The following is a 20,112-nucleotide window of genomic DNA, read 5'->3' on the forward strand; positions in this document are numbered from 1 at the left end:
TGACTTGAGACTAGCCTAATGTTAAGATTACAAGATGGATATTTTGAGGCGGATAAATGAGTAATTTAAATAAGCAATAATGACTAACGCGTTGAAACGTGATCTTTGAACTCGTGAAAGTTGATAGTCTGATTGCTGTGGAGGTGTAATAGAATATGTCTGAGTATGATCAACTAAAATTTCAAAGCTTTGGGTCAGGACGGTGTGTGCTCGTTTTCTTACATGGCTTTCCGCTGAATTCGAAATCGTTAATAAATAATTTTGAGCCTTATTTTGGTGAATCACAACAATTTACAAGAGTATATATAGATCTGCCTGGAATGGGCAAATCTCGCAATGTTTTATCAGATGACTCTGATCAAACTGTAGAAATGATTGTAAAGTTATTACAGGTTTTATTTTCGAATCGCCAATTAATTGTTATTGGAAATTCATACGGGTGTTATTTGGGTATCGGACTTTTAAAGAGCAGCTTGAACATAAGCGGGTTATTTTTGATTGCTCCAATGTTAATCCCTGATAAAGATCGTCGAAATGTCGAACATTTGGAGCACGCGTTGGTCACATTTCGAGAGGATTCAGATGAATATCAAGCTTTTTCGAGCACTAACTGTTTTTTGACGAAAGAGAAGTTCAACCTCTTCAAAGACGTTATTGACACGCCAATGCGTGAGAACCAAAGTAGATATCTTGCGCGTTTCGAAAAAAATAGTTATGCGTTTGTGAAAAATAATATTGAAATTACAGGGGATGTCCCAATCTGTATAATTGCTGAATTGTATGACAATATTGTGGGATATAAGGATTCAAAAAAATATGCACAGCAACATGAGAACGTCAATATTAAGGTAATCAATAATGCTGGTCATAATATACTGATTGATAGACCCGAATGCGTCGTGTCTTCTTTTAGGGACTTCTTACGGAATATACCAAGTCGTTAATATGAATTTACATTGTGTAAGGAAGTCAAACGGAGCGTTTATTCTCACTTTGAGGATGGCTAAATTGAGCCGGGAGAGTGTATAACAATTGAAGAAGGCAACCAGTTGCTTCAAACCCCCATATTGACAGGTTAATTATGCGTTCTAATATTCAAAAGTCGTTATTCTCGTCCACCAACTCTTTTTTCACCCCAAAGTAATTGCTATTTGAAAATTGCGCGGTACGATTTCAATATCAATTACTTCGAGATGACGGATAACAAATCCAAGTTACGAAGAGGCCAAATTGCCAGAGGTTGGCCTAGTCGTAACGATGGGGGAATCAGAATCGGATTGAACTTAACAGAAACGTGGTGGGGCTTATGGATGAAGAGGCAGAATATTTTTTCCAGTTGATTGATCAGGCTTATGCCGAAAATCTAGAGAATCAGCCTAGTGGATATAAAAAGTGTTTGCTCATGGCAGCAACGGATTTAAGCAATGGCAAAAGCGTCATCAAGGTTGCCACTGATATCTATCTGACTTGTCAAAAGGATTGTATCGTTCCGATGGGATTGCCACCGAAAAACCGAATGCTGCATGGCTTTATCCACGACAAGCTAAAATCACTCAGTCAAAAAGAGCTGCGCAACTTGAATATTGGACATGGTTTGATTGCCACTCATTTTACATTTGGGCCGTTTCTATAGCCTTTTCGATAAGACTCAATCAATCAAAACTCATACGACACAAAAGCCCAGGTCAGCGAATGACCTGGGCTTTTGTGTCGTATTATTAGTAATTTTATCTGACCGGTTCGTGTTAATGTTGGGCTGCTTCCAACCGCTTGACGCGCAAGACGCTGGCTAAAATGGCGATAGCCAAGATGAATAACAGGATGAAATCCAACTTGCTACCCATCATCGTACTAGTGACCGTCGTATGATGAATTTCATAGCCGGAAATTACGGCGGACATAATACTGGTCCCGATTGAGCCAGCATACTGTTGCATCATACTGAACATAGAGTTCTGGTCTGACTTTTGCGGTAACGGCACGCGGGTACTTCCATCTGAAATTGCGGTCCCAAAGCCGGTGTTAAAGCCGATTCGGAGCAGCGCATAAATTGAGGCAATCAAGACGACGGTGAAGTGGTCGGTGGTCAACCAGAATAGGATGAGAGCGACACTGGCCATGATTGTACTGAAGGTCAACAGCATCGTCGGACCTTGCTTGTCATAAATCTTACCCGCAATTGGACCGGTGATGGCCCCCACGATGGCACCGGGCAACATCATCAAGCCAGCCATCATCGCCGAGGCGCCGAGCACCGTTTGGGCGAATAGTGGTAAGACAAATGATAAGCCGATGTTGATAAATTGCAGGCCAAAGTAGTTGAACAGGCGGAGACGTAATACGGGTAGTTTTAGAATCGAATAATCGATCAGCTTACGACGCCCCTTGAGTGCGTAAGTGACCATAATGGCAATCATCACAATACTCCAGAGGCACCAGGCGCCAAAGTTCAGGGACAACCAACCGTGCGTTCCGGCGTTGTTGAATGTAAATAACAGACTAGTGAACGTCACGGCTAAGAGGAAGGCACCCAGAAAGTCGAACTTCTTGTCACCAACGCCGAGCGCCTCACCGGAAATGTTGACGGCGCCAAGAATGGCCAGCAACGCTAAAATCGGAACGATGCCCACGAAAATAGCGCGCCATGACCAGATACTTGTCAGGACACCACCGTATGTCGGTCCTAACGCCGGGGCTAGCGACACGATCACACTCGCCATCCCCGTGTAAGTTCCGAGCTTGCTCCGCGGGACGTTAGTAAAAATCAGCTGGAACATTAATGGAATCGAGATCCCCGTCGCAATTGCTTGTAAGAGCCGACCGGTCAATAACACCGGAAAGCTGGGGGCAATCCAGCAGAGAATCCCGCCGAGAAGACAAACGAGGGCGGCAAATAAGAAGAGGGGCTTCGGGTTGAAGCGTTTCAACACATACGCAGTGGTACTCATGACGATCGTAGTCAATAATAAGTAGCCGGTCGTCAACCACTGAACGGTATCGAGCGAGACGCCCATCGTTTTGATCAACGTGGGAAACGTCACGTTCATGGAAGTTTCCACGAGGATGCCGACAAATGAGAGCAGGCCAACGGATAGGATGGCGAGCTTCGTTTTTAAAGTAACGGTACTTGGTTCAGACACAATTAAACACTCCTTAATCGATAATTGGCGTATTTTGGACAGCTCACCAAGCCCAATCGGACATGTAGTCAAGCCTGTTAAGTAAGTACTCACGCGACTTGACCAGTCATGCCGGTGATGGCCGATGGGCGCGATATTCGGTCGAAATGTCCGCATAGCTGCCGCTGACCATCACCGAATGGCGCCCAATGATCCACCGCCTGCGAGTGCCGTCAATGTGCTGCGCGACGGTGGAATTTGACCATATAAAAGGACGATCGCCTGGACCGTCCCGTTAACGTTACTAGTTTAAGCTTATTTTCACAGCGGCGCAATCACTTTGCCCTGATATTGGAACTTATCATTAAAGCGATTTGGTTAAGTATGGTATTATAAAATGTTGTTTCATTAAATTTTGATTAAAATTCAGGAGGTGCGGTGTGAGCATATTTATCAAACTAGGCTGGTATTTCCGGCGCGAATGGAAGTTGTATTCAGCGGGCGTGCTCGGGCTAGTCTTAACAGCAATTATTGGCATTATTCCACCGCGAATTATCGGGGATGTGGTGGATGGCATCAACCAACACCACTTAACAGCGCGGTCCTTAATGATTTATCTGGGCATCATTGGGGCGGCCGCCATTGGTCAATACTTAGCACGCTATCTTTGGCGCAACGCCATCTGGGGTGGTGCGGCCGGTCTGGAACGGACGCTGCGGGAACGCCTCTTTTGGCATTTTATGAAGATGGATGCGACCTTTTATCAGAAGTATCGCACCGGAGATCTCATGGCGCATGCGACTAATGACTTAACGGCGGTCGAACGGGTCGCTGGTGGCGGGATTCTCCAATTTGCGGACTCCATCATTACGGGTGGGACGACGTTGATTGCGATGATGACGCTGATCGACTGGCGTTTGACCCTGATTGCGGTCGTTCCCTTCCCATTATTAGCGGTCGTGTCACGTTATTTAGGTAAAAAAATCCACGTGGCGTTTCGTGCCTCCCAAGCGGCCTTTTCGCGTTTGAACAATAAGGCTCAGGAAAGTATTAGTGGGATTAAAGTCATCAAGGCGTTAGGACAGGAACAAGCCGACGTAGCCGATTTTAATCAACAAATTGACGAGACGATTAAAATCAACCGCCACGTCAACGTGCTCGACTCCTTGTTCGATCCCGCGATTACGATGATTATCGCGCTATCGTATGGTGCGACGATTATTCTCGGCGGTATGTACGTGACCCATGGCATTATTACGATTGGGAATCTCGTCTCGTTCGTCACCTATCTAGGGATGATGGTCTGGCCGATGTTTGCGGTCGGAATGCTCTTCAATACGATGGAACGGGGAAACGCCTCGTATGATCGAGTCATGGAATTATTGAATCAGCAGAGTGCGATCGTGGATGCCAAACGCGGCATTGAACAGCGGCCCCACGGTGATATTCAGTATCAAATCACCCAGTTCAACTATCCTAATGACGCCGGGACTAGTTTGCGTGACGTCAACTTTAAGTTGAAGGCGGGCCAAACACTCGGAATCGTCGGACGGGTCGGCGCTGGCAAATCAACTATCATGAAATTGATTTTGCGGGAGTTTGACCAGTATGATGGTCAGATTACCTATGGCGGGCATGATATTAAGCAATACGCGCTAGATAGTTACTTGCCAGCCATCGGGTACGTGCCGCAAGACAGCTTTTTGTTCTCGAACACGATTCGTGAGAATATCCGGTTCGCGGACCCGAGTGTCAGTCAGGACGTGGTCGAAGCGGTCGCTGCTAAGAGTGATTTGAATGGTCAGATTGCGAACATGCCGGCTGTTGATGACTCACCACCAACGCCCAAAACAGTTGAAGGTCAAGGTCAAGTTGAAGTAGGTCGTTGATAGCAATGACTAGATATGGATTGGCTGGATTTGACGTAAGGGACGGAATTTCCTCTGAAGCTAGACGACATCATCCCGTTCCTTCGAATAGATGCTAGTCAGACCCGCAAGTCCGGTGAATCATCATAAACGAAGGCCCCGCTCAGAAGCTAAAACTTCTGAGTGGGGCCTTCGTTGGTGATTGCGTTCTGAATTGCGACTGCCCGCGCTAATCGTTTGGCTTCGGATTAATTATTAAAATGACTAGATTCACGTGGACTATGCAGATTAGTAATACTTGACTATTTGAACAAAGCATTTTACGTCGACCGATAACCGCGGTTAAATAGACTTATCAGTAGACGTTGAAGGGAGTTTATCGCAGATGGAATATCGACAATTGGGCACGTCAGACTTACAGGTTTCGTCGATTGCACTCGGTTGCATGGGCTTTGGTACGGGAACTGGGGATGCTATCAACCAGCGCTCGTGGGCAGTCGGGCAACAACAAGCCGACCAAGTCTTACAACGAGCGGTTGACTTAGGAATCAACTTTTTTGACACCGCGCCGGTTTATCAAGTAGGTGCGAGTGAACGTGTCTTAGGGCGGGGGCTGCAACAATTTCCCCGTGATCAAGTGATTCTCGCAACCAAGTTCACTAATCGAACGACGCAAGAAATCAATGACCATGTTAGCGGCCGTGAACACATCTTGCGTTCGCTAGACCAGAGTTTGGCCAACCTGCAGACGGATTACGTTGACCTATACGTCTACCATATCTGGGACTGGCTCACACCGATGGCCGACATCATGGCTGGGTTAAACGAGGCCGTTAAGTCCGGTAAGGTCCGCTATCTGGGCATCTCAAATGCGTATGCCTGGCAGATTGCACAGATCAACGCGTTTGCGGCGCAGTATGACTACCCGCAATTCGTTTCTATTCAGAGTCACTATAATTTAATTTATCGCGAAGATGAGCGCGAACTATTTACCTACGCCCAAGAAAATCAGCTGGCAACCACGCCGTATAGTCCGCTGGCGAGTGGCCGCTTAGCGCACCCGTTTGGCACTGAAACGACGCGACGGCGTCAAGATGCGTTCTCTGAGACGAAGTATGGCGCGACAATCGATATTGATAAACCTGTGATTACGCGCGTTGAAGAACTGGCACAGCGGCATCACGTCTCGATGGCCGCAATTAATCTGGGCTGGCTTCAACAGCGTGTCACGGCCCCTATTATTGGTGCGACTAAACCGCACCATTTGGACGCAGTGGCAGAAGCAGCGGACCTCCAGTTGACGCCAGCTGAAGTGCGTTACTTAGAAGAACCGTATCAACCTCACGATTTGGAAGGCGTGATGGCGAAAAATCGTTCGCGGGAACATAATTGGAATCAGTATTCGGGTCAGTAGCGCTGGGCGTTGCTGATGGAGACCTTGAGCGGTCGTCTGGGACGACGTTTCGGTGGTACTGTTTTGCCAAAATGCACGTGACGATGGCACAAGTTGCTTGACTTAAAGTTAACTTGAAGTCTTAGACTGATTAATAGGTGCTGCAAGTACCGTTGTCATTGCGTTACCCAATGACGTGTGGTAATAGAACGAGCTGACCTGACTACTTGACCTCTGAGGCTGGTTAATAAGTTAGACAAGTGACACTGATTGATAACAAAGGAGCGCTAGTTTAAGTGAAAACAATTAATCAAGACTATTTGACGGGTGAACGGGCGTTATTCAAAGCTCGCGACCTCGAAATTAACAATACGACGTTCGCGGACGGTGAATCGCCGTTAAAGGAAAGTCGCAATATTCAGCTGAATCAACCCATTTTTAAGTGGAAATATCCATTGTGGTATAGCGAGCACGTGACGGTCGACCGCGGATTATTTGAAACGATGTCCCGTTCTGGCATCTGGTATACCAAGGACATCACGATTACGAACAGTACGCTACAGGCGCCTAAGCTCTTTCGGCGGGCCAGCCAAATCAAGTTAGCGCACGTTCATTTCTCTGATGCGGAAGAAACCTTGTGGAACTGTCAGGATATCACCTTGACGGATGTGCAAGCAGTCGGGGATTACTTCGGTATGAATAGTCAGAATATTCGAGTCGACGGCTTCAATTTGGTCGGTAACTATGCGTTTGACGGCGCTAAGAATGTTGAAATCCACAACGCCACGTTGATGACCAAGGATGCGCTCTGGAACTGCGAAAATGTGACGGTTTATGATTCACAAATTATCGGTGAATATCTGGGCTGGAACTCTAAGAATGTTCGCTTCGTCAACTGTACGATTGAAAGCGACCAGGGCCTATGCTACATGGATAACGTCAAGATGGAGAACTGTACGTTGCTCAATACCGACTTAGCGTTTGAATATTGTCGGGATATCGATGCGGACATCGTTTCCAGCATTGATAGCGTGAAGAATCCAATTAGTGGCCGTATTCATGCGCAAGCCATCGGTCAAATCATCATGGACGATGCCGAAATCGACCCGCATCAGACGCTGATTAGCGTTGAACAAGAAAGCCGTGCACCGCATGCCGTTTGATTTTGAGACTGTACTTGATCGGCGCCACACCAATTCGGTCAAGTGGGACGTCGCTGATAACGAACTCCCAATGTGGGTAGCGGACATGGATTTTCAGACTGCGCCAGCGATTCAAGCGGCGTTGACTAAACGTGCGCAATTCGGCGTCTTCGGTTACGAAGAAGTCCCCACGGCCTATTATCAGGCCGTTGCTGACTGGTGGGCCACTGAACACCATTTCCGGCCCCAAGTCGACTGGTTGATGTTCTGTACCGGCGTCGTGCTGGCAATTTCATCGATCGTTCGTAAGATGACGGCGGTCGGGGACAACGTGTTGGTGCAGGCTCCCGTTTATAATATTTTTTATCATTCGATTGAAAATAACGGCCGACACACTCTGAGCAGTGACCTCGTTAGCCAGGATGACCAGTATGCGATTGATTGGGCTGATTTGACGGCGAAGCTAGCTGATCCACTGACGACAATGATGATTATCTGTAATCCGCAAAATCCGATCGGTATCGTGTGGTCACGGGAGACCCTGCAACGAATTGGGGAACTTTGCCTGAAGTATCATGTGCTGGTCGTCGCGGATGAGATTCATTGTGACTTAACGCTCAACGGCAATGATTACACGCCGTTTGCATCGCTGACTGAGCCAGTTGCACATAACAGTATCAGCTGTGTGTCACCAAGCAAGACGTTCAACGTGACGGCATTGCACGCGGCGACCTTGATTATTCCGGACGACCACGTGCGAGCGTTAGTGAGTCGCGGCATTAATAACGATGAGCTGGCAGAGCCGAATTCGTATGCGATTCCCGCTAGCATTGCGGCGTACACCGAGGGGCACGACTGGCTGCATGCGTTGCGAACGAAACTAGCGGCTAATCAGCGCCAAGTCCAGACGTTCTTGACGACTGAATTACCGCAAGTCCGGTTAATTGAAGCGCAGGCCACCTACCTATTATGGTTGGATGTCAGTCAGGTAACGACGGACAGTACGGCCTTAGCGACGTTTATTCGCCAGGAAACGGGACTCTTTTTATCCGCTGGGGGCGTCTACCGCGGGGATGGCGACCGTTTCTTACGGTTAAACGTGGCTTGCCCGACAAGTACGTTGACGGATGGTATCCAGCGGCTAAAAGCCGGCATAACCGCGTATCAACGGACACAGGCCTAAATCTAATCGGCGCGTATCGGGTGCATTTCTATCAGGATTTCGCTATCATTGAGATAAGCTGATTTGACTGCATGTGGCAGAATCAACGACGTCATTGTGTTGCGTCAAATCAAAATTGAAGGAACGGGTGGTGAAATCCATGGAAATTGGAATTGTCGGTGCCGGAACCGTGGGCAGCGTGTTAGCTAAAACGTTCGCGCGGGGTGATCACCAAGTCAAATTAAGCCGACACAGTGGTGCTGCTAGTTTGGCCCCACGGCGCGCAGAATTTCCGGCTAACGTTGCTTTTGTAGAAGTGGCAGCCGCGTTGCAACAACCGGTAGTGATACTCGCCGTACCATTTGAGCAAGCACCAACGGTATTAGGACAGGTTGCTGACTATGATCAGCGCATCGTTATCGATGCAACCAACCAGTTTACGGCTGATTTCAAGAAAATCAAGACGGCACCGTTTACCGGGAGCGAAGTGGTAGCGCGGGCTGCTAATAATGCCCGTGTGATCAAGGCGTTTAACACGCTGCCACCAGAATTTATGGACGGCCATGTCGATGGTCCTGGCAAGCGAGTCTTGTTCTATGCGGGTGATGAAGTGGCTGCCAAGAAGGAATTCGCGGCGCTCGTGCGGCCATTGAACTTTCGACCGGTCAATCTCGGCAAACTCCGCCATGGCGGTAGTGTGATGCAAGTCGGTGGCGGCCTCGGTAATACGCATTTTGTTCAGATTGATGAATAGGGCTTGGATGTTGATGAGAATCAGCTAACGCCCAGTTGGATTGTTAAAACGGCATGATTCCAGTTTGTGGGAATCGTGCCGTTTTTGGCGTCTGATTTTTTGGTGACGGGTGCTGAGGCGCGATTATATCCAGCGGGATGTTGAGTGAAATTGATGGCTATCATGATTTTATACCGTAGAAATCAGACCACGTCTCGTAAAAAAACAAACGGTTCCTTCACCAGAACAACCGTCATATATCTGGATGAAGGAGCCGTTCATCAACATTTTATTGACGGACTTTCTGCAAGTATCGTTCAAAAATAACCGCTAAGCCATCACTACCTAACTCGCGAAAAAGATTGATGATCCGTTGACATTCCGCATCACTTGTCGTTTCCCCGGTCACCAACAGCATGGCGTTTTCAAAAAACTCTAAGCAGGCTTTTTCAAACAGTAAATCGTCAGTCAGCCTATTTTGGTGTAACTTATTCAAAATAAAAGTGGCCCGTTCAAACTCTTCACGTTCTATGAAGAGAATCAAAACGTTGGTCAGCATTCGAAATGACTCGTTGCCATATTTTCGCAGTGTGGAATATATACTTAGATTGTGCAAAGACTTTGAGAGTGTGACATCGATGAATTCGGTTGAAAAAATGAACATACAATTGTTAAAAAGGACGGTTTCGTAGTGCGTCCATGTTTCAACATTGGTGAGGTAATCACGAAGTAGTGCCTCACAAGGGCCGCTGGCATGATTGCTTAATTTATGCTTTAAAACATTAATCAGACAGTACATATGAAGATAGGATTGGTTAATCTGTTTGAGTTCTAGGTATTTGGCAATCATTTTATCCAGCGATTTTAAATCACCCTTGTCAAAAAAAGTTTTGACTTTGTTCATATCAGCAAAAATTTTGTCTTGGCGAAAGTTGTTCTTGATGAAATAGAACTCGTCGAAATTCACGTGGAGTTGATCCAAAATGAATTTGAACGTATTAATGGAAGTGTTGACCTGTCCGTGAACAATTCGATAATAGTTTTGCCGACTGAGCGTTGTCCCACAGAGCGTTTTCAATGAAATGTTTTTATTCCGTCTAATGAATTCTAAAGTCTCACCAAGTTCCATTCGGGGGCCTCCTAAATACTGACGATGTCACATATCTGTGTCAGATGTTAAACATACACAACCTCATGGTCAGTTTTCTGAAAATTATTGTATGCTATCAGTATATCACTGGCGAAGAATGGTTGACGACTGATTTGTACGATGTGCAACGATTTTAGACGATGAGTTGATCGCGAATAACGTCGCTGATTGTGAAGATAGCGGCAGTGCCAAGTCGCATGTGCAAAGTACATTGTCCAACAAATGTCGTTATGGTGCGCATTCGGGTATAACAATTCCCATAAAGACAAATTAGGTAGCACTGCTGAAAGGCCGAAAAATCGGCGCATTCAGAATTATGAAAATTTAGGTCACCAGATTAATTTTGAAAACTGAGGAGGAACCTGATGATTTACGAAATCCTAGTCCCATTAATTCTAATTTACCTGATTTATATCGGTTACTTTTTGTACGATTTAACGCATGTAATCAAGACAACCAAATATGTGCCTAAGCTAGTGTGGGGGCTTGTCATTTGCCTTTCAGTACCGCTCGGCGGGTTACTTTATTATGTGTTAGGACGTCAACTAGAAGGTGAAAAGCGTGAAAAAAATCGTTGAAACCACAGATTTAACAGTCAAATTCAAAGATTTTCTGGCGCTCAATCATATCAACGTTTCAATTGAACAATCTACTGGTGTGATTGGCTTAATTGGACCGAATGGGGCTGGAAAAACGACACTTCTCAATACATTTATTGGGCAGATTGGCCTTTTTGAAGGGACTGTCGTTGCTGAAACGGCACACATTGCCTATTGTCCAGATACGCCCGAATTCGATCCATATCTGAGTGCGTTTGAAATTATGCAACAATCTTTGCGATTGGCTGGAAAAGACGTCAATGCCGCTAAAATTACGCAGACTTTAGAACAGGTGGGACTGTTTGAACATCGTTACCGAATAGCCGGGAATTTCTCGCGTGGTATGAAGCAACGATTGGGAATTGCGGCTGCATTGGTGTTAGAACCACAGTTGTTATTGTTGGATGAGCCAACCAGTGCACTGGATCCGTTTGGACGAGCCGACATTTTAAAAATCATCACAGAAGTTTCTCGCAGACTAACAGTTATCATCTCAAGTCATATCTTGAGCGACATTCAAAAAATCGCAACGTCTCTAATTGTGTTGAACAAGGGACAGTTGATTTATGAAGGGCCAGCAGCAGATTTCATAACGGTGAATGATCACATGGCAACATTAGCGCTTCGAGACATTGAAGCTGGTGAGGCAACACTCAATTATCTCAGTCATAAGGGGGCTGAGGTTCAGTGGGATGGTCAAAGTCAGCAGGTCATTTTTCCAGACGACCAACTATCTAAAATTTTACAACTGATGATACCAATGGCCACTCAGATCAGATACCTAGGCAGGCACGAAATGACGTTGGAAAGGTCGTTTGAAGATGCGGTGTTGCAACGGGAGGGGAAAGAATGAAGTTGGAGGTCTTAAGATGGTATCGCAGTAAAAGTTTCGTTGTTGCGTTCATTATTTGTGCGGTGTCTGGAATAATCGCACCGTTATCTGCGTATTTTGCTGATGAAATTCTCAAACAGTTTGGTGGTGATTCCGCCAAAATCATTATGTCGGCCCCAACTTGGCCAGTGGTTCTATTAGCCTATTTTAAAAATGTTGAACAATTGGTGTTATTTATATTGGTATTCTTAGTGGCGTCAAAATGTTATCTCGGAAAGAATAAATCGCTGGTGTTATTTTACACGACTCGTGCACAGTCGGCTGGACAGATTTTTATGCCGAGAGTGATGATGGGGGGTGCCGTCACTGCCGTATCAATGGCAATCGGTGGGGCATGTGCATTTTATATGACGTTTGTATTATTTGATGGCAAAATCGACGTTGGGAATGCCTTGGCCCTTCTAGTTTTGAACATGGTCGTTATCGTGGCCTTGGTTATTGTCGGTGCAGTGATTGGTATTTGGTGGTCATCGCCATTTTTGTCAGCAATTACGATTGAAGTGTTGGTCTTAGTCGCCGGGATATTGAATGGTACCAATGGCTTCAAGTCTTGGTCGCCGACCTTGTTGTTAATGCCGCGAAACCTGGTTAACCATGCGATTGATACTTACTTTGTGGTCAGAATGGGGATTGTACTGATCGTCATTATGCTGCTGGCAGTTGCAAGTATTAAGTTCAAGCCTCTAAGGCAAAAATTGATTTAGGTTTAGCAGTACCTGTATTTCTAAAATCAGCTAACGCCTGCATATCGGGGATAGTGACCAACTGAATCTCAGCATAAAAAAGCCCTCAGAAACCGGCAATATGGATTTCTGAAGGCATGTTTGAGATTCACCGTCAGTAATGACTAGGTTCATGAGCCAAAATGACGATGGCCGGTCAATAGTCGCACTGACAATCGTTAACGGTGGTTAAGCGGTTAATAACAGTTTTTGTAGCTGTGTAAAGTTATCCACAGTATAAGTTGGTTTAATGGCTGACTCATTGGGCAAGTGCTGTGGGTTATACCACACGCTCGGCAGTTGAACGTTGGCTGCACCTGCAATATCAGAGCGCAGGCTATCACCGACCATGACCGTATTGGTGGTCGTCATTTCAGGATACTGTGCGTGAATCGCCTGGAAAAAGTGGGGGGTTGGTTTGGCATAGCCGACACTCTCAGAGATGAAGATGTGGTCAAAATAAGGGGTCATGTGGGCCCCTGCCAAACGACTGAGCTGAGTATGCTTGATGCCATTGGTGCCCACTAGCAAGGTCATGCCGGCATCCTTCAGCGTGTGCAACAGGTCACGTGCGCCCGGAATCACTTGGTAACTATGGGCCAGCAATTGGTCATATTCTTGTTGGACGCTCGGACCATCGACGATAATGCCAAGGGTCGCTAAGAAGACTTCAAAACGCTGGTCTAGTAAGGTATCTCGCGGTCCGCCTTGTTCGATTTGACGCCAGATGGTTTCGTTGTAGGCTTGATAATCGTCTTCGGCTTGTGGAATATTAGGCACACCGTGATTCTGAAAGACGGCTGTCAAACTGGCCGTTTCGGCGCGGTCAAAATCAAGAATGGTATTGTCGAGATCAAAAATTGCGTACTGCATGGAACCACTACTTTCAATAGGTTTATTGAAACCATCATACAGCAAATTTTGGCAGTGTGGTATGCTTAAGTTATCATAATTTAAAGGAAGTTAAACATGGAAATCGATAATGATTCAGCGTACCAACAAATGATTAATGGCGAACTGTACTTGGAATCACCGCTCCTCCAGCAGCTGCGGCGAAACGTTCGAACCAAGCTAATGCAATATAACCAGATTGCCGATAATGATGAACGTAATACCAAAGTCAAAAGTCTGTTACGCTCAGCCGGTGACCGTTTCTTTGTCGAACCAACGTTTGAATTTAGCTACGGTGTCAACATTCGCATTGGGAACCATTTTTACGCCAATCATGGCGTCACATTATGTGATGAAGGCCTAATCACGATTGGCAATGATTGCAAGTTTGGCCCCAAAGTAGGCTTGTACACGCCAGCCCATCCACTAGATCCGACTGTGCGGCGGACGGAAGCTGAACGGACGGCGCCGATTACGATTGGCAACGATGTTTGGATCGGCGGTAGCGCGGTGATTTTACCGGGCGTCACGCTAGGCAATAACGTGATCGTCGGTGCTGGCGCGGTCGTGACGCACTCATTTCCAGACAACGTCATCGTCGTGGGTAACCCGGCGCGTGTCCTAAAAGAAAACACCCCGCAGTCATAATTGACAATTACAATTAAATTGATGAAAATAAGGGTGTAGTCAGATTATCAGAGAATGGGGAGTGGAGTCAGATGTCAGAGATGAGTCCTAAGGAATTCAAGCACATCTTAGTTGGTGTTGATGATTCAGATGATGCCCAGTTAGCGTTCCGGTACGCCATTAACCGGGCCAAAAGTGACGGGGCCAAGTTGTCCATCGTTTCAATTTTGGAACAGTATAATATGAACGTTTACGAAGCCATGAGCAAGGATTTTGTTCACGGCCAGCGTAAGGATCTAGAAGAACACGTCATGCAGTATCAGAAGTTAGCACGTGATTTCGGTGTGACGGATGTCAACGCGGTCGTCGATGAAGGTGACCCAGGCGAGACCATCGTGAAAACGGTGATTCCAGCCTTGAAGCCGGACTTGTTAGTGATTGGTTCGGTTGCCAAGCACGGTGTCCGCAAGTATTTCGGGTCGCAAGCGGCCTACATGGCAAAGCACGCACCGATTTCGGTACTAGTCATTCGGTAGGTCAGATTAATTTAGCATTGTTCAAAAGGGCTGGTGGAGACCGGCCCTTTTGTTTTAATCGTATTGTCGTTAGTGCCTTCAGGTTCCTCTGCAGTGGTAACATGGGGGCCTGACCAGAAAGGGTGGTCGCGTGATGGAAGTAAAGATTCGTCAGATGAGTCATGATGTGGGCGTTGTGCTGCCGGTAGCGTTGGGACTAACAGTGGGTGACCGGTACGAGCGCCATCAGATGGATGATACGCTAGTTTTGACACCAGTTCATCAGGAGCTGTTCGCTAACCCGGCTGACTGGGTTGGCTTTCGCGATAGTATTTCCCAGGAAGATCGGGAGTGTGACCGGTTTGAGAATTGATGCGTGAAGAATTGATTGTTTAACCGCCACATAAAGGGCACGACCGCATCCGTCGTGCCCTTTATGTGTTGCGTAGTCTATCGATGCGCCAGCCAGCACAACTTTCTACTCAAATTCACACCAAACTAGTCACAAAGACCCGTTTGTCCGCCCCCGCTTTTATGCTAAAATAGTTGAATAATCTAAAAAACTAACGGAGAATTCACCATGAAATCTATCACCTTATACTTAGTCGTTGCGGGGGCAACGTACTTTAATCAACTTGACCGGTTCCAGGGTTGGAGTGGCACACCGCTAACTGTCGCTGGCGTCCAAGCGAGTGCGGCCGTTGGACAGCAGCTCGCCGATACACCATTTGAGGCGGCCTTTGCGAGTGATACCAGTCGGGCTGTTCAGACGGCGCAACTGATTTTAAATGCTCAGCCGCAAGCGGTTAAGTTACAGACATTGTCGGCATTACGTGCGCCATTTTATGGTGGGTTTGAAGGCACAGAACGGGCAGCCGTGTGGTCTGGTTTTGCGACCAAACTAGGCTATCCGAGTGTACCAGACTTTGCGGCCGACCAAACGCCGAGTGAATTGCAGACACTGCTGCACGATCATGATGCAGATGGGTTGGCAGAAAGCGGGACTGAATTTTGGACCCGCTACCAAGGGGGCTTACAAGAAGTCGTGGCAGCGACGCGTGACCAGGGAACAGCGCTACTGGTCGTGGATCCCGCAACGATGCGGATGATTCACTACCTCGCAACGGGCAGTATGGCGACCCGTGAAGAAATTGCCCCGAGTGCAGTTGCCGTGGTGACTTATACAGGGGATAAGTTTACATTGCAAGCCAGCCACTAAGTTGTCCACTGTGGATAACGCGTGACTTGCGATTTACGGGAAAATGCGCTAGGGTGAAAATTGAGTTTTAAATAATTAACTAGGAGTTTTTCGGATGCAAGTTAATATTATTACAAGTGTGGTTGCAGGACAGGAAACAGCCAAAGCGGCGAACGTTCAGGCGTTCATGGATGCATTGTCAGAACAATTAGGGAAGGACTTCACGGTAACGCTCGACACGGATTATGGTCAGAGCTTGACGGACCATCGTGCGGACGTCTACTTAGTCTATTTTGGGTCGCAAGCCAACTTATCCCCAGAACAACGTTCACAAATGATCATCTTCTATTCTGATGAGGATGTGGATAACTTAAACACGGGACGTTTTGTGGATATGTTGCAGCAACTTAACAAACAAGCTTAATCACAAGTGAGGAAGTGGCACGATGCAACTATTGATTTTAGGGGTCGTGGCGATTGTCGTATTTATCTTAGAAGAATATGTCTTTACAGCCAGTCGCCATTTCTGGGTCGGCGGGATTGCGCCAGTTTTGTGGACTATTTTGCTGGCTTATTTGGTGTTGGTCAACGCGATGGACTTGACGGTGCGCGAGTATGCACTGGCAATCATTGCGGTCATTATTCCGTACGTCTGCTGGGGTAATGGCTATCAGCGGCATCAACAACGCCGCCGCTCATGAGCATTCGGCCGATTGCTACCTCGCAGATTCCACGGGCGTTATTATTGGCGGCGGACCCGTCGTGGGACCAGATTAGGACGTACTTATCGACAGCGACTTGTTATGGCTATCAACAGGATGGCCAGATTATTGGCGCCATTCTGTTAACAGACGAGCGGCCAGGAATTCGTGAAATCAAATCGATAGCGGTCGCCCCAACCTATCAACATCAGGGGATCGCTAAGGCACTGTTAAACGCGGCAATCGCTGTTTGTCGACAAGATCCGACTTGTCGTGAACTGCAAATTGGCACCGGTAATTCGTCACTACGGCAGCTAGCGATTTATCAACGTGCCGGCTTTGAACTAGTCGATATTTGGGTCGACTACTTTGTGGATAACTATCCAGCACCAATCTATGAGAATGGTATCCAGTGCAAAAGTATGGTGCGTTTGCGCCAATCAATGATTGAGGAGGTGACAACCCATGTGGAAAGCGAGTAATTTGTTAATTAGTTGGTTTTACGGTGCAATTGCCGTCTTTATGTTGATGTTTTTCACCGCGCGCCAAGAAGTCAATCACATCGTGTTGGAATTCAATCCGTTGGTGATTTATAGCATTATTTGTGCGTTGGTCCTATTTCCAATCGTGAAATATCGCTGGCCGCGTGTGTTTCAAGTCTGGCGCAAAACGCCCAAAGAACCTGAATCGACGCGCCCGGACGATGACCAGATCATACAGGATTCTGGCCGGCCATGGTCAGTTGCCGCCAAGCGCACTAAGCCGAAACCAGTACCGACTGCACTGACGCCGCAAGTTGAGGCGAAGAGTGACTTCATGGATGGATTCATCAACTTCTTCAAAAATATCGTGATGGCGCTGATTTTAGTGCCATTGAGCCCTTTTGTTTGTGGGTATTTTTGGTTGCACGACCGGCGTGCTAAGAATCAATCTTAGGCAGACTGCTTCGGTTATGAACAAGTGGGGGATAAGTCGGAAAACAATTCGAAAGTTATCCCCTGTGGACAAATTAAAACTAATGATGGTCGTAAGTATGTGTATAACGCTTACGGCTTTTTTGGTGCCATGATAATTTTGTGGCGATACATGAATGATGTGTGTTTGGAAATAATCGAGAACAAAAAACAAGCCGCAATTGGCGACTTGTTTGTCATATCCTTGAAACTAAGGTTGATAATTATTAATGTATTGTTTGCGATTTTGCCAAGGCCAGGCTTTGACGACCCCAATCACTTTTGATTGCGGCACGAAGCCCCAACTACGACCGTCATTAGAGACGCTGCGGTGATCACCTAGCACGAAATAAGAACCCTTAGGCACGCGATTATTAGTCACCTTGACCTGCCAAGCGGGTTGATCGTGACTCAGGCTGTTTAATGTCCAGCCGGTGAATTGGCTGTGAGAATTTGCCATGTATGAGCCGGTCGTTAATTGATACCGGCTTGGCTGATAGGATTGTTTGACCAGCTTGTTATTCACGTAAAGCTTACCAGCATGTGTATAACGGACGGTGTCACCGCCAACTGCGACGACTCGTTTCACATACACGGCATTCCGGTCCTTTTCGGTGGCGTCAACGCCGTATGCATGAAAGACGATGACACTGCCACGCTTGACCTTGCTCGTCTTGACAGCGACCACGTGTTCATTATTCTGCAGGTTAGGCTGCATTGAATCGCCGTCGACCTTGACCATTGTGAACCAGAATTGGCGAATCAGTAATGCGATGACCAGCCCGATGATGATTGGAATCAACCAGCTTAAGTAGCGGGTTACTTTGGTTATCATAAATAACTTCCTAACATTCTAAGATACTTCTAATATAACAAAAAACAAGCCGCAATTGGCGACTTGTTTGTCATATCCTTAAAACTAAGGTTGATAATTATTGATGTATTGCTTGCGGTTTTGCCAAGGCCAGGCTTTGACGACCCCAATCATCTTGCTCTCAGGCACGAGCCCCCAGTAACGGCTATCGTTGGAGACGCTGCGGTGGTCACCCATGACAAAGTAGTAACCCTTAGGAACTTTGTTGTTGGTGATCGATTTAGCCCACCCTTGGTCATGGCTCAGACTGTTGAGCGTCCAGCCAGTGAATTGACTGTGACTATTCGACATGAACGAACCGGTCGTCTGTTGATAATTGTTCTTTAAATAAGTCTGTTTGACGAGTTTGTTGTTGACGTATAACTTACCAGAACTGGTATAGCGCACTGTGTCGCCGGGCATCCCAATCACCCGCTTGACGTAGACGGCTTTCTTATCAGTCTGGTTCGGGTCGAGTCCATAAGCATCAAAGACCACGACGGAACCAGCCTTAATCTTACTCGTCTTGAAGGCAACAACGCGTTCGTTATTTTGCAAGTTAGGCTGCATCGAAGTCCCATCGACTTTGACCATCGTGAACCAGAACTGACGAATCAGTAGGGCGATGATCAGCCCAATGGCAATCGGCACCACCCAACTCATGATATTTTTAAATGTTTTCAATGATTAAAACTCCCTTAATGGTGTGTATACCCTTTATTATAAACGATATTGAAAATTTAGCAGTATAAAAAAGCTTTAAAAGTTATCTCAACTGCTTAAAATGGGCGTTGCTGCTTTCAAAATTGACCAATCAGGGATGATAACTCGTGCTATGATAGGCTGTGGATAATCATACTGAAGCGATAAGGGAGCGGGACAAGTGAAATCACAAAAAGAACGGATGTTGGCGGGCGAACTCTATGTTGCTAACGATGCTGAATTGAGCCGTGAGAATCATCGGGCCAAACGACTGGTGCGGGAATTCAACCAAACCACGGAAGAACAGCCGGAAGAACGGCAACGATTATTGACGGCCATGTTTCACAAAATCGGGGCTGGCGGCTACATTGAACCGCCGTTTCATACCGATTACGGCACGAATACAACGATTGGTCAGCATTTTTACGCCAATTATGACGCGATTTTCGTTGATGTTAATCGCATCACGATTGGGGACAACGTCTTTATGGGGCCACGCGTTGGGCTGTATACGGCCGGTCATCCGATCGATGCGGCGATTCGTGCGGAAGAATTGGAATACGGCTGGCCGATTACAATCGGTAATGACGTTTGGATTGGGGGTAACGTGGTCATCAATCCGGGCGTCACGATTGGAAGTAACGTCGTGATTGGTTCCGGTTCGGTGGTCACGCATGACATTCCAGATAACGTGGTGGCAGTCGGCAATCCGTGCCACGTTTTACGCGAAATTACCGCCGCTGACCACGACTATTGGGCCAAACAGCGCGCGGCTTACTTTGCGGACCGTGACGATGAAAACTAGTCGATAGGTAAAGTTAAACGGGCTAATTCAGGTCGAAAGACGACTGGATTAGCCCGTTTTTAATGCTTGAAGTGGTCGAAAAATGAT

Annotated in this window: 22 protein-coding genes and 1 pseudogene; 18 read left to right on the forward strand and 5 right to left on the reverse strand. The window is 46.8% G+C overall.

The window, feature by feature from the left end; genetic code table 11:
* The first annotated feature begins 155 nt into the window (after window positions 1–155).
* Together KGF70_RS06985 and KGF70_RS06990 are read left to right on the forward strand one after the other, a co-directional pair.
* Window positions 156–944 carry an alpha/beta fold hydrolase gene (locus KGF70_RS06985; RefSeq protein ID WP_216768121.1) on the forward strand — a complete coding sequence of 263 codons (789 nt, stop codon included), beginning with the start codon at window positions 156–158 and terminating at the stop codon, window positions 942–944.
* A gap of 362 nt (window positions 945–1,306) precedes the next feature.
* Complete coding sequence (locus KGF70_RS06990; RefSeq protein WP_216768120.1) at window positions 1,307–1,633, forward strand: bacteriocin immunity protein; 327 nt, start codon at window positions 1,307–1,309, stop codon at window positions 1,631–1,633.
* Window positions 1,634–1,745: 112 nt separating this feature from the next.
* On the opposite strand, the gene KGF70_RS06995 is transcribed toward KGF70_RS06990, so the two are convergent.
* Window positions 1,746–3,140, reverse strand: a complete 1,395-nt coding sequence (locus KGF70_RS06995) for an MFS transporter (RefSeq protein ID WP_216768119.1) — start codon at window positions 3,138–3,140, stop codon at window positions 1,746–1,748.
* 419 nt (window positions 3,141–3,559) lie between these two features.
* On the opposite strand from KGF70_RS06995, the pseudogene KGF70_RS07000 reads away from it, so the two are divergent.
* The 5 genes and pseudogenes from KGF70_RS07000 to KGF70_RS07020 form a co-directional block, all read left to right on the forward strand.
* Window positions 3,560–4,942 (forward strand): annotated as a pseudogene (locus KGF70_RS07000) (ABC transporter ATP-binding protein); the annotation flags it as partial.
* Between the two features lie 430 nt (window positions 4,943–5,372).
* Window positions 5,373–6,401 carry an aldo/keto reductase gene (locus KGF70_RS07005; protein ID WP_216768118.1) on the forward strand — a complete coding sequence of 343 codons (1,029 nt, stop codon included), beginning with the start codon at window positions 5,373–5,375 and terminating at the stop codon, window positions 6,399–6,401.
* 275 nt (window positions 6,402–6,676) lie between these two features.
* Complete coding sequence (locus tag KGF70_RS07010; RefSeq protein ID WP_216768117.1) at window positions 6,677–7,543, forward strand: DUF3737 family protein; 867 nt, start codon at window positions 6,677–6,679, stop codon at window positions 7,541–7,543.
* On the forward strand, window positions 7,533–8,705 hold the full coding sequence (locus tag KGF70_RS07015; RefSeq protein ID WP_216768130.1) for a MalY/PatB family protein: 1,173 nt from the start codon (window positions 7,533–7,535) through the stop codon (window positions 8,703–8,705). Before KGF70_RS07010 ends, KGF70_RS07015 begins: the two co-directional genes overlap by 11 nt.
* A 139-nt stretch (window positions 8,706–8,844) precedes the next feature.
* Window positions 8,845–9,438: an NADPH-dependent F420 reductase gene (locus KGF70_RS07020; RefSeq protein WP_216768116.1), complete on the forward strand. Its 594-nt coding sequence runs from the start codon at window positions 8,845–8,847 to the stop codon at window positions 9,436–9,438.
* A 268-nt stretch (window positions 9,439–9,706) separates the two neighbouring features.
* Here the strand turns inward: KGF70_RS07020 and KGF70_RS07025 are convergent, their stop codons facing one another.
* A complete protein-coding gene (locus KGF70_RS07025; protein WP_216768115.1) occupies window positions 9,707–10,384 on the reverse strand; it encodes an Rgg/GadR/MutR family transcriptional regulator in 678 nt (225 codons plus the stop codon).
* A gap of 744 nt (window positions 10,385–11,128) precedes the next feature.
* On the opposite strand from KGF70_RS07025, the gene KGF70_RS07030 reads away from it, so the two are divergent.
* Entirely contained in the window at window positions 11,129–12,019 is an 891-nt protein-coding gene (locus tag KGF70_RS07030; protein WP_216768114.1) for an ABC transporter ATP-binding protein, read from the forward strand.
* Window positions 12,016–12,762, forward strand: coding sequence for a hypothetical protein (locus KGF70_RS07035; RefSeq protein ID WP_216768113.1), 747 nt, complete (start codon window positions 12,016–12,018; stop codon window positions 12,760–12,762). Before KGF70_RS07030 ends, KGF70_RS07035 begins: the two co-directional genes overlap by 4 nt.
* A 207-nt stretch (window positions 12,763–12,969) precedes the next feature.
* On the opposite strand, the gene KGF70_RS07040 is transcribed toward KGF70_RS07035, so the two are convergent.
* On the reverse strand, window positions 12,970–13,653 hold the full coding sequence (locus KGF70_RS07040) for a YjjG family noncanonical pyrimidine nucleotidase (protein ID WP_216768112.1): 684 nt from the start codon (window positions 13,651–13,653) through the stop codon (window positions 12,970–12,972).
* A 96-nt stretch (window positions 13,654–13,749) separates the two neighbouring features.
* Between KGF70_RS07040 and KGF70_RS07045 the strand changes: the two genes are divergently transcribed.
* From KGF70_RS07045 to KGF70_RS07080, 8 genes are all read left to right on the forward strand, one after another.
* Window positions 13,750–14,319, forward strand: a complete 570-nt coding sequence (locus KGF70_RS07045) for a sugar O-acetyltransferase (protein WP_101872965.1) — start codon at window positions 13,750–13,752, stop codon at window positions 14,317–14,319.
* 71 nt (window positions 14,320–14,390) lie between these two features.
* Complete coding sequence (locus KGF70_RS07050; protein WP_216768111.1) at window positions 14,391–14,834, forward strand: universal stress protein; 444 nt, start codon at window positions 14,391–14,393, stop codon at window positions 14,832–14,834.
* Window positions 14,835–14,967: 133 nt separating this feature from the next.
* On the forward strand, window positions 14,968–15,186 hold the full coding sequence (locus KGF70_RS07055) for an antitoxin MazE (protein WP_216768110.1): 219 nt from the start codon (window positions 14,968–14,970) through the stop codon (window positions 15,184–15,186).
* Between the two features lie 207 nt (window positions 15,187–15,393).
* Entirely contained in the window at window positions 15,394–16,032 is a 639-nt protein-coding gene (locus KGF70_RS07060; protein WP_050340294.1) for a histidine phosphatase family protein, read from the forward strand.
* A 94-nt stretch (window positions 16,033–16,126) separates the two neighbouring features.
* Window positions 16,127–16,435: a hypothetical protein gene (locus KGF70_RS07065; protein WP_021337502.1), complete on the forward strand. Its 309-nt coding sequence runs from the start codon at window positions 16,127–16,129 to the stop codon at window positions 16,433–16,435.
* A 22-nt stretch (window positions 16,436–16,457) separates the two neighbouring features.
* Window positions 16,458–16,712: a hypothetical protein gene (locus KGF70_RS07070; protein WP_088770823.1), complete on the forward strand. Its 255-nt coding sequence runs from the start codon at window positions 16,458–16,460 to the stop codon at window positions 16,710–16,712.
* Complete coding sequence (locus tag KGF70_RS07075) at window positions 16,709–17,194, forward strand: GNAT family N-acetyltransferase (protein WP_216768109.1); 486 nt, start codon at window positions 16,709–16,711, stop codon at window positions 17,192–17,194. Before KGF70_RS07070 ends, KGF70_RS07075 begins: the two co-directional genes overlap by 4 nt.
* Entirely contained in the window at window positions 17,178–17,648 is a 471-nt protein-coding gene (locus KGF70_RS07080) for a hypothetical protein (RefSeq protein WP_216768108.1), read from the forward strand. The genes KGF70_RS07075 and KGF70_RS07080 overlap by 17 nt, the downstream gene beginning before the upstream one ends.
* 228 nt (window positions 17,649–17,876) lie before the next feature.
* Here the strand turns inward: KGF70_RS07080 and lepB (KGF70_RS07085) are convergent, their stop codons facing one another.
* Window positions 17,877–18,500 (reverse strand): signal peptidase I, encoded by a 624-nt coding sequence (gene lepB / locus KGF70_RS07085; protein WP_159256566.1) that lies wholly within the window; start codon window positions 18,498–18,500, stop codon window positions 17,877–17,879.
* Window positions 18,501–18,584: 84 nt separating this feature from the next.
* Window positions 18,585–19,202, reverse strand: a complete 618-nt coding sequence (gene lepB, locus KGF70_RS07090; protein ID WP_216768107.1) for a signal peptidase I — start codon at window positions 19,200–19,202, stop codon at window positions 18,585–18,587.
* Between the two features lie 199 nt (window positions 19,203–19,401).
* Between lepB (KGF70_RS07090) and KGF70_RS07095 the strand changes: the two genes are divergently transcribed.
* The gene (locus tag KGF70_RS07095; protein ID WP_050340299.1) at window positions 19,402–20,025 is read left to right on the forward strand and encodes a sugar O-acetyltransferase; all 624 of its coding nucleotides are present in this window, start codon (window positions 19,402–19,404) and stop codon (window positions 20,023–20,025) included.
* The last annotated feature ends 87 nt before the right edge of the window (window positions 20,026–20,112 follow it).

Source organism: Lactiplantibacillus sp. 7.2.4, from assembly GCF_018991185.1.
GTDB lineage: Bacteria > Bacillota > Bacilli > Lactobacillales > Lactobacillaceae > Lactiplantibacillus > Lactiplantibacillus pentosus.

Coding starts and splice junctions, on each gene's coding strand:
- KGF70_RS07020 (WP_216768116.1), top strand. CDS start 8,845: ATGGAAATTGGAATTGTCGGTGCCGGAACCGTGGGCAGCGTGTTAGCT.
- KGF70_RS07055 (WP_216768110.1), top strand. CDS start 14,968: ATGGAAGTAAAGATTCGTCAGATGAGTCATGATGTGGGCGTTGTGCTG.
- KGF70_RS07005 (WP_216768118.1), top strand. CDS start 5,373: ATGGAATATCGACAATTGGGCACGTCAGACTTACAGGTTTCGTCGATT.
- lepB (WP_159256566.1), bottom strand. CDS start 18,500: ATGATAACCAAAGTAACCCGCTACTTAAGCTGGTTGATTCCAATCATC.
- KGF70_RS07080 (WP_216768108.1), top strand. CDS start 17,178: ATGTGGAAAGCGAGTAATTTGTTAATTAGTTGGTTTTACGGTGCAATT.
- KGF70_RS07015 (WP_216768130.1), top strand. CDS start 7,533: ATGCCGTTTGATTTTGAGACTGTACTTGATCGGCGCCACACCAATTCG.
- KGF70_RS07075 (WP_216768109.1), top strand. CDS start 16,709: ATGAGCATTCGGCCGATTGCTACCTCGCAGATTCCACGGGCGTTATTA.
- KGF70_RS07065 (WP_021337502.1), top strand. CDS start 16,127: ATGCAAGTTAATATTATTACAAGTGTGGTTGCAGGACAGGAAACAGCC.
- KGF70_RS07040 (WP_216768112.1), bottom strand. CDS start 13,653: ATGCAGTACGCAATTTTTGATCTCGACAATACCATTCTTGATTTTGAC.
- KGF70_RS06990 (WP_216768120.1), top strand. CDS start 1,307: ATGGATGAAGAGGCAGAATATTTTTTCCAGTTGATTGATCAGGCTTAT.
- KGF70_RS07035 (WP_216768113.1), top strand. CDS start 12,016: ATGAAGTTGGAGGTCTTAAGATGGTATCGCAGTAAAAGTTTCGTTGTT.
- KGF70_RS07060 (WP_050340294.1), top strand. CDS start 15,394: ATGAAATCTATCACCTTATACTTAGTCGTTGCGGGGGCAACGTACTTT.
- KGF70_RS06985 (WP_216768121.1), top strand. CDS start 156: ATGTCTGAGTATGATCAACTAAAATTTCAAAGCTTTGGGTCAGGACGG.
- KGF70_RS07045 (WP_101872965.1), top strand. CDS start 13,750: ATGGAAATCGATAATGATTCAGCGTACCAACAAATGATTAATGGCGAA.
- KGF70_RS07070 (WP_088770823.1), top strand. CDS start 16,458: ATGCAACTATTGATTTTAGGGGTCGTGGCGATTGTCGTATTTATCTTA.
- KGF70_RS07050 (WP_216768111.1), top strand. CDS start 14,391: ATGTCAGAGATGAGTCCTAAGGAATTCAAGCACATCTTAGTTGGTGTT.